This window comes from Sulfitobacter sp. CW3 (assembly GCF_019392245.1).
Classification (GTDB): Bacteria; Pseudomonadota; Alphaproteobacteria; order Rhodobacterales; family Rhodobacteraceae; genus Sulfitobacter.
The window spans coordinates 65,992-78,598 of record NZ_JAHXRL010000012.1 but is presented as its reverse complement, the minus strand read 5'-3'; the positions used below and the strand labels follow the sequence as shown (position 1 = coordinate 78,598).

Annotated in this window: 10 protein-coding genes and 2 pseudogenes; 4 read left to right on the top strand and 8 right to left on the bottom strand. The window is 55.7% G+C overall.

The window, feature by feature from the left end:
• Nucleotides 1-10: 10 nt before the first annotated feature.
• Nucleotides 11-1,018 (bottom strand): RcgR family putative quorum lactone hydrolase, encoded by a 1,008-nt coding sequence (locus KZZ06_RS19285; RefSeq protein ID WP_219581628.1) that lies wholly within the window; start codon nt 1,016-1,018, stop codon nt 11-13.
• The gene (locus KZZ06_RS19280) at nt 1,008-2,570 is read right to left on the bottom strand and encodes an RcgA family putative transporter (protein WP_257884488.1); all 1,563 of its coding nucleotides are present in this window, start codon (nt 2,568-2,570) and stop codon (nt 1,008-1,010) included. The genes KZZ06_RS19285 and KZZ06_RS19280 overlap by 11 nt, the downstream gene beginning before the upstream one ends.
• Nucleotides 2,571-3,100: 530 nt before the next feature.
• On the opposite strand from KZZ06_RS19280, the pseudogene KZZ06_RS19275 reads away from it, so the two are divergent.
• Nucleotides 3,101-4,103, top strand: a pseudogene (locus KZZ06_RS19275) (IS30 family transposase).
• Between the two features lie 79 nt (nt 4,104-4,182).
• Nucleotides 4,183-5,061 (top strand): annotated as a pseudogene (locus KZZ06_RS19270) (cation diffusion facilitator family transporter); the annotation flags it as partial.
• A gap of 150 nt (nt 5,062-5,211) precedes the next feature.
• On the opposite strand, the gene KZZ06_RS19265 reads toward KZZ06_RS19270, so the two are convergent.
• Nucleotides 5,212-5,487: a YkvA family protein gene (locus KZZ06_RS19265; RefSeq protein WP_257884493.1), complete on the bottom strand. Its 276-nt coding sequence runs from the start codon at nt 5,485-5,487 to the stop codon at nt 5,212-5,214.
• 415 nt (nt 5,488-5,902) lie between these two features.
• On the opposite strand from KZZ06_RS19265, the gene KZZ06_RS19260 reads away from it, so the two are divergent.
• Nucleotides 5,903-8,227, top strand: coding sequence for a cation-translocating P-type ATPase (locus tag KZZ06_RS19260; RefSeq protein WP_257884487.1), 2,325 nt, complete (start codon nt 5,903-5,905; stop codon nt 8,225-8,227).
• A 57-nt stretch (nt 8,228-8,284) separates the two neighbouring features.
• Entirely contained in the window at nt 8,285-8,788 is a 504-nt protein-coding gene (locus tag KZZ06_RS19255) for a murein L,D-transpeptidase family protein (protein WP_219581626.1), read from the top strand.
• A 99-nt stretch (nt 8,789-8,887) separates the two neighbouring features.
• Here the strand turns inward: KZZ06_RS19255 and lspA are convergent, their stop codons facing one another.
• From lspA to KZZ06_RS19230, 5 genes are read right to left on the bottom strand one after another with little or no spacing between them, the layout of a single operon-like run.
• Nucleotides 8,888-9,364: a signal peptidase II gene (lspA, locus tag KZZ06_RS19250; RefSeq protein WP_219581625.1), complete on the bottom strand. Its 477-nt coding sequence runs from the start codon at nt 9,362-9,364 to the stop codon at nt 8,888-8,890.
• Nucleotides 9,365-9,367: 3 nt separating this feature from the next.
• Nucleotides 9,368-10,150 carry a ZIP family metal transporter gene (locus KZZ06_RS19245; protein WP_219581638.1) on the bottom strand — a complete coding sequence of 261 codons (783 nt, stop codon included), beginning with the start codon at nt 10,148-10,150 and terminating at the stop codon, nt 9,368-9,370.
• Nucleotides 10,151-10,160: 10 nt separating this feature from the next.
• Nucleotides 10,161-10,613 carry a DUF411 domain-containing protein gene (locus tag KZZ06_RS19240; RefSeq protein ID WP_219581624.1) on the bottom strand — a complete coding sequence of 151 codons (453 nt, stop codon included), beginning with the start codon at nt 10,611-10,613 and terminating at the stop codon, nt 10,161-10,163.
• A gap of 20 nt (nt 10,614-10,633) precedes the next feature.
• Complete coding sequence (locus KZZ06_RS19235) at nt 10,634-11,983, bottom strand: M23 family metallopeptidase (protein WP_257884486.1); 1,350 nt, start codon at nt 11,981-11,983, stop codon at nt 10,634-10,636.
• Nucleotides 11,980-12,603: an SCO family protein gene (locus KZZ06_RS19230; protein ID WP_219581623.1), complete on the bottom strand. Its 624-nt coding sequence runs from the start codon at nt 12,601-12,603 to the stop codon at nt 11,980-11,982. Before KZZ06_RS19230 ends, KZZ06_RS19235 begins: the two co-directional genes overlap by 4 nt.
• Nucleotides 12,604-12,607: the final 4 nt, after the last annotated feature.

Below are 12,607 nucleotides of genomic sequence, written 5' to 3'. Positions count from 1 at the left end.
AGAAAATCACTCAATGGCTGCGCTTAAGTAGCCGTTTCAAACCCCATCCAGCAACGAGGATGTGGGGAGGTAATGCTAACGAATAATGACCGCAATTCAGCTCCAAAATGCTTGGTTTTGCTCCAGCTTCTATTAGCCTATCCATGAACTGCTTCGATACCTCTGGCAGTACAACCGTATCTCTCTTAGCCAAAACAACATGAAGATCGAGATCAGGCCGTGCAAGCCTGTCCACGTAATTCTCCAAGTTGATTGGACCCCATGCCCTCCTGAGATTAGCTAAGTCAATCTCAAGCTCAAGGCTCTTGCGTATCTTTTGGGTTGCGCGACCCGTCCATACAAAATCCGCGAAGCTTCCCGCCGTGAGAAATAGCGATGCCTTTCGGACAGATTTTTCGTGTGCCGCGACCAGACCCGCAACCCATGAACCCAAACTCATACCAAGAACCGAAATCTCGCCATATCCTTCTGATTTCAACCAACGTGTGAGCTTTCGCCCATCCCATACTGCCTGTCTCATTGATTGAATTGTACGACCAAGATTTGGACTAAGGATGTAGTCTGCGTGAGTAGAGTTAGGGCGGCTCCGCTCGAAATGGTAGGGCAAAGCGATCTCAACAACCGTGATGCCTCGCTTCGAGAAAAAGTTGGCAATTTGGCGGTTTCGTGTACTCGCGTTCCAATGATGAAAAACCACTAGAGCGTGGTCATGGGAACCGCTGTCTGTCACCTTCGCCCAAACCACATTGTTTACTTCGACGTCAGTTGAAATGCCCGATGGGAACTTTATCCAATCTTCATTCATTTCAAAACCCAGCGTGTCTCCACAAGGATCATCGTAGAAGGTCGTATTGGCGACGGCTGCGTCGGCAAGATCGCAAAATTCTGCGATACCTGTTGCATTTGTCGCCACTGAAAACCCAACCTCCGCATCAAGTTCGAAATCCGCTGTATGCTTCACGTCATCGCCGCGCTGCGCCCGCCGTTCGTCCCAATTATCCAACCATTTATGATACAACCTGATTGTCCTTCCGTTTGCTCTCTGTCCGTTTTCCTAAAGCTGGATCGAAGAGGCCGTACACAGCGACCAATAATCCGACACAAAGTAGGATCGAAAAACCAGCGAAAGCACCAATCATCAAATAGCCGATGGCGAGTAGTGCGACGATTGCCGTCATTTTCACCGAAGCCTCATGAAACGAGCTACCGAGACCAATTCTGATGGAACCATAAAAAAACGGGGTACACGTCGCCAAAGTAACCAACAAGCTGGTGTAGTGTGTTGGTCTGCGGAATGTATTCTCAGGGTTCAACACCTCTGATCCCCCCAATACAGAAAGCATGTCCTCAACCAGCCAACGTAGGATATTTGTTCCGCTCGACGTTAAATAGAAGCTTTGTAACTTCATACAGGTTGCAACCATGATCCCCAATAGAGTGCAGCGGAATATACCACGCATTACTCTCAGGCTGACTTCATGAGTGTCTTCTTCTGAGGCAACGTCAGAGTGGCTGGCAATGTCCCAAAGGTCGTAGGCTAGCGTGTATAGCAAAATGAGACCCGCAAATAGCAGATAGAAACAAAAACACATGTATAGGTAAGCGAAACCAGTGAATGCCAAGGCTTGCGGCACTGATATGACGTCTGGACGTACAAGTGCCAATGTTCCCCAGTCGATAGCGTAGTCGCCCCCTCCGCTCGATAACGACACAAAGCGAACACCTATCCACTGAAAAAGGCCAGCAAACCCAATACATATCAGAAAAACAGACCAATACGTGTAGGATGAACCTTTAATCCTACGTGCCCAATCACCCGCACTGCTCGTTCGTTCAGCTTCCGTTAAAAACGTCAAACGGCCTTCATTTTTCCAGAAAACAAGCAGCTCAATGACGAACGCACAAAACAACGGCAGGAAGACCATAAACAAGAACGTCCAGTTTGGTGCCCAGAGGAAACCAACTTGCTTCAAGGTCGCATCCGTATCGCCATAGGTTACGTTGTGAATACCCAGAAAATATGACGAAAACCCAAGCGCGACGGCCCCTGCAAAAATATTAGAGGGTAAGTCTAGCGGAGATCCAGAAAAAATTGCTTCTGAACGCCTTGCAAGGCTAAATCCTTGTATCGGAAAAGTAAGAACATTGAGTTTTTCGGTCTCTTCCACCAACGCTTCGGTTGCCAGCTTCCTCTTTGCCGCTTTTCTCTCGTTCGTCAGCCTTTCTTTTGCCGCTGTCAGTTCAGCTTGCCATAGGCTTGCGGCTTCAGGATCGTTGCACCCAAAGATTCGTGCCAGCCACCGGATATTGGTGGAACTGATGCCATGATCATTATCTTGAAACCATACTTGCACGGTCCGCAGTTCTATACCGTCACGATTTACATCAATGGCCGAAATTGCTTCGACGAGCAGGTCCGCAGTCCAAGGGCCGTCAGCAAAGCCTTGCTGGTCTACAGGACGTCCAGCACCTTCCGCAGCCAAGCGGGAAAAAAGCGCCTTGAAGTTGCCGGAGAAATTCTGCGGTGCAACAAAATACTTACCGTTCTTTATCAGGCTGTTATGAGGCAAATTTTCGTTCCCCTGCGCAATTTTGCGTTCTTTGTCGTGCTTATGCAGAAATTCTATTCACAACTAGTACGGGTACTTCCTGCTGCCAAATGCAGAAGTCAAAAACCAAATTTTTAGGCATTTCTTCGCCGCAAATTCAGGGGGATTCATCATGACAACTGCTATCAATGCATCGACCAAATCGACCGGACCTAATGTATCAGCCACTACGAAGACCGCTCGCCAGGAAGTAAAACAACGACAGCACGCAGAACCAATCAAGTTCATCCTTGATCGGGACACGCGAGATGTTGTCGGGTGGCTGTATAAATGGAACACGGGCGCACTTGTCCCAATGTGGAAAGATGGTGTCTGTCAGAACGTCATTTATGAATGATATGGGCTGTCGGGAGGATTGAATCGTGATTATTTAGGTCAGCAAGTCTAACTTATTTAACATAACAGTTCTTATGCGATTTTTTACATTACGCGCTACCTTCAACTGCGACTCTTGTTAGAAAACAATATGTTATCTGACGAGAGGAATCGATATGGAAACGATCTATACGCAGTTGAGTATCACAGAACGACGCAGAATAGAACGCTGGAGACACGCAAAGGTCCCTGTTAATGAGATGGCGCGGGTTCTGAGGCGCTGTCGGTCGACGATTTTTCGCAAGCTGAGACGCAATCATTTCAGCGATAAAAGCATGCCAAAATGCGATGGATACTACGGCGATGCCGCTCAGTTGATGACCGCGGATCGGCGCGTGCGGGATCGTAAGCTGATCAAGTATCCCGAACTGTGCAAACGCGTAATCGAGCGGATCAAAGACGGCTGGACGCCGGAGCAAATTGGCAATCGGATGATCCAGGAACAAGCCCCACTTCGGGTCTGTCAGGAAACGATCTACCGCTACATTTACTTCCAAGGAAGGCATGCGCGACGATCTATGGTGGTATCTGCCCACCCACCGTGTCGCCCGCAGGCCGCGCCGAACGAGACGCCGCCGAGAACCTAAGTTCCATCGTGATGTCAGCATCTTGTTCCGCCCCGATGACGTGGCTCATCGCCGCCAGTTCGGTCACTGGGAAGGCGATTTGATGCTGTTCAAACAAAAGCTTGGCCAAGCGAATGTGACGTCTCTTGTTGAACGCGTCAGCCGTTTTACCGTCATCCTCAAGAATCCGAACAAGCGCACCAAACCGGTCATGGGAAAGATCATCGAAGCGATCAAAGTTCTGCCTCTCGTCGCGCGCCGGTCGATCACCTTTGATCGTGGCAGCGAGTTCATGAACTGGCCGCATCTACAGGCTGAGATCGGTACGCAGACTTGGTTCTGTGACCCCTCTTCACCCTGGCAAAAAGGTACCGTCGAGAATACCAATCGGCGCGCTAGACGCTGGCTGCCTCGCAAGCGCGATATTAAGTCGATGACTGATCAGGACATGAAAGAGATCTGTGATCGCCTCAACAACACGCCTCGAAAATGCTTGGGATGGAAGACACCCGCTGAAGTGTTTCGCGAAAAGATGCTGGAGGAAATGAGATGACCGCCCTACCCTGAGGCTCAACAAGAGTACCAGTTCACGTATCGCTCACAAAGTTATCAAGACTGGAGAGGCAGCCAATATGACAACTATCAAGCTTGCAATTGGCAGTATTTTCGTCGGTTTTGCTGTCTTGGGATTAAAGGTCCTCGCCTACTGGATAACTGGTTCGGTTGCACTTTTATCAGACGCACTTGAAAGCACGGTCAATGTCGCAACAGCGTTCGCCGCGCTCATAGCGATCCATATCGCGGCCAAGCCTGCTGACGCCAATCACCCATATGGCCACCACAAGGCAGAATTCTTCAGTGCGGTTCTCGAAGGTGTCATGATCATCGTGGCTGCACTGCTAATCTTTCGGGAAGCATACCACGGCTTCATCCAGCCCGTCGTTCTCGATGCCCCGGTGGAAGGGCTTCTTGTGAACATGGCAGCGACAGTCATAAACGGACTGTGGGCATGGGTGCTGATCACGCGTGGACGGGCGCAAAAATCACCAGCCTTGGTGGCTGATGGAAAACACCTGATCACCGATGTTCTTACCTCTGTCGGGGTCGCCGTTGGCGTTATTCTGGCTGTTGCAACAGGATGGTGGGTGCTGGATCCGGCACTAGCCGCACTTGTGGCCATCAACATCCTCTGGTCAGGTTCGAAGATTGTCAAAGAGTCTCTGAGCGGCCTGATGGATGAAGCCGTCTCAGCGCAGACATTAAATACGATCCGTGAAGTCATTGCGTTGCAATTGGATGGCGCAATGCAAGCACACGATCTTCGAACACGCCACGCAGGGGCGGCAATATTTATTGATTTCCATCTGGTTATGTCCGGTGAAACGACTGTTTTTCAAGCTCATGAAATATGTGACCGGATAGAGGAGTCTTTGAAAACCCTCTCAGATGAAGCCAAGGTTACGATCCATGTCGAACCGGAACATAAGTCGAAGCATTTAGGAGCAATAATTCCAGAATCAAGATGCGGCCTTATTACACTTCGTCAGTGTCGGTGTGTGCCCAGCACGGGTATCATATCGTACCAAAAAGGAGCGTTTTTGAAATATTCCTTTAATGTGACTGAGCGAACAAGCTGGCCGCAGTCGTATGTAAGACTAGGTTCAAACAAACGGTCCAAGGAACCACCACGCTGCGACAGCAGCGACAACCAGCCAGATCACGATAACCGTTGCTGCTCCGGATCTACTTATTGGCTTCGAACCACGCAAATCTGCTTCGATCCTGAACTCGACCATTAGGTCATCGGGTACAAGTCTAACCGCCAAGAGAATGCCGAGAGGCACCAAGATCACGTCATCAAGGTAGCCAACGATCGGGATGAAATCTGGGATAAGGTCGATTGGACTGAGAGCATAGGTCGCCACAAAAGCTGCCATAATTTTCGCAAGCCAAGGCACGCGCGGTTCGCGAGCGGCAAGATATAGCGCGACGACATCGTGCTTGATCATACGAGCCCAGTCTCGCAAACGTTTCAAAGTTGCGTAATGTTTCATTGTTGCCAGTCATATGCCCGCGCACCTAACAAGGCCGCTTCAAAAAACCGTCTAGCAGACTTTTGCTGCGTTACGGAACAAAGGCAAAAAGGGTTCGAAAAGCAAATCCACTTTGGAGGCGCTGTCCCAAAAATTACCGTTTTTGGCAGCATTATGGTTGAGGGTGTTTCAGGACATTCTTTTCAATTTCAGATATGTGCACCGTCTCGGCTTAATAAACGGTGTTCGAAGAAAATCCTTGAACCTCTAGTTGCTGAAGCTCCTAGAATAGGAAATCATCCGGTGAAAGGATTCTGAAATGCCCCATGATGCAGCCCAAGACGCCCACTCGAAACCCTGTTGTGGCCAGACGGCCGAAGGCACTGCGCAGGTGGCAGCACCTCCCCCGTCCGCCGGGCGCAGCTTTCGCGTCAATGGGCTGGACTGTGCCGAGGAAGTTGCGATCCTGAATAAGGTCATCGGTCCGGAAGTCGGCGGCAGCGAGCATCTTGCGTTCGACGTGATCAACGGACGCATGACCATCCTCGAAAGCGCCAAGCCGCTCAGCGACGACAAGATCATCAAGATCGTCGGCTCGACAGGCATGAGCGCCAAGATGTGGAACGCCGAGAGCGCAGAAGCTGACCAAGCGGCCCATTTCGCGAGACAACGCCTGTTCACCGGGCTGAGTGGTGGTTTCTGGGCCGCAGGGTTTCTCTACCATATCTTCGAAACCGGAGCCGGAGGCGCGCTGCGGCTGTTCTCCGGCCACGGAGAGACGTCAATGCCGCTGATCGAGATGGGGCTTTTCATGTTGGCGGTCGTGTTCGGAGCATGGCTGGTCGCCCCCAAGGCATGGTCCGCCGCGCGTAGGCTGTCGCCTGACATGAACCTCCTGATGATCGTTGCCGTAGCCGGTGCGATCGGATTGAGTGAGTTTTTTGAAGCGGCTACTGTCGCTTTTTTCTTCGCACTGTCTCTGACTTTGGAATCCTGGAGCGTGGGTCGCGCTCGTAATGCAGTCTCGGCGTTGCTCGATCTGGCACCACCGACGGCGCGCGTCATACGTGACGACGGTTCGGAGGCCGATGTTCCTGCGGCCCAAGTTGCGATCGGTGACCGCTTCGTGGTGCGCGGCGGTGATCGTATCCCTCTCGATGGCGAAGTCACGGAGGGTCGCGGCGATGTCGACCAAGCACCGATCACCGGTGAGAGCGCCCTTGTGGCAAAGGAAACTGGCGATGAGGTCTACGCTGGCACAATTAATGGCGACGGCACGCTGACGGTCAGGGCCACCAAAGCCGCAGGCGACACGGTGCTCTCGAAAATCATTCGCATGGTGGGCGACGCACATTCGCGGCGCGCCGAGGTCGAGCAATGGGTCACGAAATTCGCCCGCATTTACACGCCCATCGTCATGGTGCTGGCGGTTCTGATCGCCGTCGGTCCGCCGCTGCTATTCGCGGGGGCGTGGAATTACTGGTTCTACAACGCTCTGGTCCTTCTGGTGATCGCCTGCCCCTGTGCGCTGGTTATCTCCACACCCGTTTCCATTGTTGCCTCGCTCGCGGCCTCGGCCCGCAACGGCGTGCTGATCAAGGGCGGTGCCTATGTCGAGGCCCCGTCGCGTATGACGGCGCTGGCGATGGACAAGACCGGAACGATCACCATGGGCGAACCGGAGGTCGCGGGCCTGCATCCCTTGGACGGCACGGCCGAGCGCGACCTTTTGAGCGCCGCTGTCGCTCTGGAAGCCCGCTCATCGCATCCACTGGCGCGGGCCATCCTGGCGCGCGGCGAGCGCGACGGGTTGAAGCAGTCGGCGGCCACCGACACCAAAACGGTTCCGGGTCGCGGCGTCGAGGGAACGTGGGAGGGCCAACCCGTCTGGCTCGGTTCGGATCGTTTTGCGACCGAGAAAGGTCTCGGTGACGCAATCCCCCGCGATCTACTGGAGCGGATTGAAGGAGCGGGCAGTACGCTTGTGGCCGTGGGCTCCGGGAGCCACCTGCTGGGCCTGATCGAACTACGCGACCGCATCCGCCCGGATGCGAAGGGGGTCGTGGCACGCCTGCATGCCCAGGGCGTGAAAAAGATCATTATGCTGACCGGCGACAACGAACGCACGGCACGCGCAGTTGCGGCGGAAGTCGGCATCGACGAGGTTCGCGCGGAACTGCTGCCAGAAGACAAAGTGACGGCGATCGAGGAGCTTGTCGCTAACTATGATGTCGTGGCAATGATCGGCGACGGTGTGAACGATGCACCGGCCATGGCGCGCGCGCATTTCGCCATCGCCATGGGCGCGGTCGGATCGGATGCAGCCATCGAAACGGCCGATATTGCGCTGATGACAGACGATATTTCCAAGGTGCCGTGGCTGATCGGGCATTCGCGCCGGACAATGAACATCATCCGCCAGAACATCGGCATCGCACTGGCGACCAAGGCGCTGTTCGTCGGGCTCACGGCGTTCGGCATGGCGACAATGTGGGGTGCCATCGCTGCGGATGTCGGCGTGTCGCTGCTGGTTGTCGCGAACGCACTGAGGCTTCTTCGGGCCAAAAAGGATCGGCCGGACCCGTCCGGAGGAGAGAAAGTGGGAGAGAAAATGGCGCAGGGAGCCCTCGCGCACGGCCATTGATTGATCAGGCTTACCGACACCGATATGAGTAGACACATAAAAGATCGAGCGGACGACATGATGACAATGACACGACGCGCTGCGGTTCTGGGCGGGCTGGCTCTCGGTCTCGCAGGATGCGCGAGCAAGTTCCGGACCTACGACGGACCCGAAGTGACCCGGCTGCAAATGTTCAAGGGCGACCGGAACCTGTTCCTGTTCAACGATGCCCAGGTCCTGAAGGCCTACCGGATCGATCTCGGTTTTGCGGCGGAGGGGCCTAAACAGTTCGAGGGTGATGGGAAAACGCCCGAGGGGGCCTATACAGTTGACCGCCGCAATCCCGACAGTCTGTTCCATCTCTCCATCGGCATCTCCTATCCAAACGAGGCCGATGTCGCCTTTGCTGCGGCCCAGGGGCGTGAGCCGGGCGGCGACATTTTCATCCACGGCGGGCCACGACCCGGTATCGACGCGATCAAACCCGATTGGACGGCGGGTTGCATCGCGGTGTCTGACCGCGAGATCGAAGATATCTATGCGATGGTGCGGGACGGGACGCCGATCGACATATTTGCATAGTGTCGTACCGGCTGTAGCTCGCGGTTCATAAAATTCGTGCGAGAAAGATCAGGGCGAACAACGCGCCGGGAGCGATGATGCCTTCCGAAACCACCGCGTTTATCTTGATGTTTTTAATGGCGCGATCTTTTCCCGTCCCGCAACGATCAGCAAGACCCCGACGCCGCAGACCACGAAGACATCCGCAAGGTTGAACGCGGGCCAGTGCGCCATCCCGAGATAGAAATCGAGGAAATCGGTCACGCCGCCAAAGCGAAGACGATCTACGATATTCCCAAGAGCGCCGCCGATCACCATGCCGTAGGCAACCGCCTCGGCTGCGCGCGTTGCCCGGATCAGTGAAACGACGAGGAACAGAACGACGGCGGTGGCGACCATTGCAAGGACCCACGACGGCGCATTCTGAAAGAACCCAAAGGTCACGCCGTAGTTGCGGTGGAAGATCAGGTTGAAGCCGGGGAATACAGCGACGCCGGAAGCGAGCGTTTCGGCGTTCGCAAGTACGAACGCTTTCGACGCCTGGTCGGCGGCAAGCGCCGCGACAGCCGTGCACACGCCAATGGAACGAATTGCCATGGATCACCCCAACCAGACATCTAGGAAAAGCATAACGACGAGGCCGATTGCGAGCCCGGTCGTCGCCTGTTTCTGGTGGCCGCTGCGGTGCGTTTCAGGGATGATTTCATGGCTGATGACATAGAGCATCGCGCCCGCTGCAAAAGCCAAACCCCATGGCAGAAGTGGCTGGGCCACGACAATCACCGCCGCACCCAGAAAACCTGTGACGGGTTCGACCAGACCGGTCAGTGCCGCAATACCGAAGGCGCGGCCCGCCGAGTATCGCTCGCCCAGCAAAGCAACCGCCACGGCCAGACCCTCGGGCGCGTTCTGTAATCCGATGCCGAGGGCGACGGGAAATCCGCCTGTGAAACCATCCGCTCCGAAAGCGACGCCGACGGCGAGACCTTCTGGCGCGTTGTGGATCGTGATGGCGATGATGAAAAGCCAGACGCGACGCAGCGAGACGGCTTCTGGACCTTCACGGCCACTGCTGAAATGCTCATGCGGAATCAATTCGTTCATTAGGGCAACCACGCCCATCCCCATCAAAATTGCCGCGCAAACAATCAGCGCCGGAATTGCCCCGTCTCCATATCGCCCCTCAGCCGCGTCGAGCGCCGGGATGATGAGGGAAAAGAACGATGCGGCAAGCATGACGCCTGCGGCAAATCCAAGTGAAATATCACGCCACTTGCGTGAAGGTGTCTTGCCGAAAAGCACTGGGGTCGCCCCGACAGCGGTCATAAGACCGGCGGCAAGACTTCCTAGAAATCCGAGCGCGACAGGAGAGAGTGTTGCAATTTGTTCCAACTCAACTTGCCGGATAGGACGAGAAGATTTCGGTGGTGCCGTCAGCTTTCAATAGGAAGACGTCATAGGCTTCGGCACTGTCGCCAAAATCCATGCCGGGCGAGCCGATAGGCATGCCGGGGACGGCAAGACCAATGGCGTCGGGACGTTCCTCAAGAAGCCGGGTGATGTCGGCTGGCGGAACGTGGCCCTCGATCGTATAGCCCTCGACAGTTGCTGTATGGCAAGAAAACATATTGACTGGAATGCCACGTTCCATTTTCAGCGGAACCAAAAGGCCACCCAAATTCTCGCCTTCCGGCCTGAACCCAGCCTCAGACAATCTGTCCATCCATGCAAGGCAGCATCCGCAGCCGCGCGTCTTTCCGACGTGGATAGCGGTCTGGGCGGTTACTGCCGTCGCGGCAGCAATCATGAGGGTCGCAGCGGCCAAGGTTCGAAACCTGTTTTTCATCGTACTTCCTTTCAAATCAATCATGTGTCTTCGCGGAGAACGGTCACGAACCGTGTGCGCGTCACTTCAAGGATTTCAGCGGCATCCGTCTTGTCGAAATTTTCCGCGGAGGCGAGCAATTCCTCCCCGAGCGGATCGATAGGTCGGCCGTCCACGCGCACTTCGTAGTGAAGGTTCGGAGCTGTCGCCGTGCCTGTCTCACCGACCTGGCCAATCGTTTCGCCCGCAAGTACGCGGTTTCCGACGGCCTGACCCTCCGGCACGGCGCTGAGGTGCGCGTAGCGGGTCATCGTATCTGACCCGTGCTGGATTTCGACCACCCGGCCATATCCGCTCCGCCATCCGATGAAGGAGACCCGTCCCGGCGCGGTGGCCGCTATAGGCGTCCCCGCAGCGGCGGCGTAGTCGACGCCTGTGTGCATCCGCATATTTCCGTAGATTGGATGCTTGCGCTGCCCGAAGACCGACGACAGTCTTGCGCCTTCCACCGGCGGCGCGACCGTCCGCAGGACTTCTCCGTTCAGATAGACCGTCGCACGACCATTGTCTTCATCCGTCCACACGATCTCGAATTGATCGTCCCCCAGATCGAGCGCAGCATAGGACATCAGCGGCTGGCCGATCTCCGAACCGTCCGGAAGGACGGTCTGACCCCAGAGGATGTTCAGGCTTTCGCCGCCCTGGAGGTCTCGGCGAAAATCAACGGTGTCTCCGAGAATTTGGGCAAGATCGACGGCGAAACGGGCCGGAACGCCACCCCGGTCGAGCGAAGCGTAAATCGACCCGTTCACCTCCAGTTGACCGGCGCGTTCAATCGTCGACGCGCTTGGCGTTACCGTCCGACCGACGATGGTGTCGTCCATGGTGACCTCGATCTGCACGCCCTCGTCGACGGACAATGTCACGACAGACGGTGTGCCATCCGTGCGATACCCGACGCTGAGTTGATGGCCGGGTCGAAGGCGGCGCAGGTCGTATTCAACTGCCAGTGCCAGCGCGACTTCAGTCCGCGTCTGCGCATCCATGTCCGCGCGGGAAAGAAGCACGTCCAGTGTGTCACCCGCCTCGACGGTCTTCTCCCAAGGTGGCATGGCGAGGGCCTGAACAAGCGCCAACAGATTGTCTGGCTCGGCCCGTTCGAATGCGGGAAAGTCAGGCGGCTGAAATGCAGCCGGGAGGATACTCGGCATCGTATCGCCGGATATAAAGACGCCCGGTCCACCAAGAGGTTCTGGTGGACTGTCCAAGGCCACCGGAGCCTCGGAAACGATATTCTCGGGTGGCGCCTCCATGATCAAAGCCCGGCTCGCCATCGTGCCGACCGCTGCCGCGGCCATTGTCGTTCCCAGTACGATATGTCTCAGTTTCAAGATTTTGCCCCCTCGGCTCTGTCCTGCATCGCGCGCCTAATCTTCGGCACGGCGAATTCGCGTGGTTCGTGATAGTCGATGATGCTGACGAAGCGGCCCGTCGCATCGAATAGGAAAACACCCGCAGTGTGGTTCATCGTATAGCTGCCGTCTTCACCTTCGACCTTCTCGTAGGTGGCGCGGAAGTCTTCGGCGACAGCGGCGATCTGGTCGGGTAAGCCCGTCCATCCCTGAATCTGCGGATGGAAGTAGGAAACATACTCGGCCATGGTTTCGACCGTATCGCGGTCCGGGTCCACGGTGATAAGAACGGTGCGCAGATCTTCGGCCTCCGGCCCAAGCTCGTCGAGCCAGCCGGAAATATCCGAGAGGGTCGTCGGGCAGACGTCGGGGCAGTAGGTGAAGCCGAAGAAGACCAGACTGGGGTGGCCGATGAGGGTTTCAGGGCCTACCTCCTGACCATCCTGATCGGTCAAGCTGAAGTCCATCGAGGTTAGCGGCATGGGCCGCTTACCCGGCGCGGGGTCAGCTCCAGGCCCATCGACCTGCCACCAGCCGACGAACAGGGCGGCAAAGACTGCCGCCGCGCCGATCGCTGCGATTTTGGCCACACTCATCATCAGC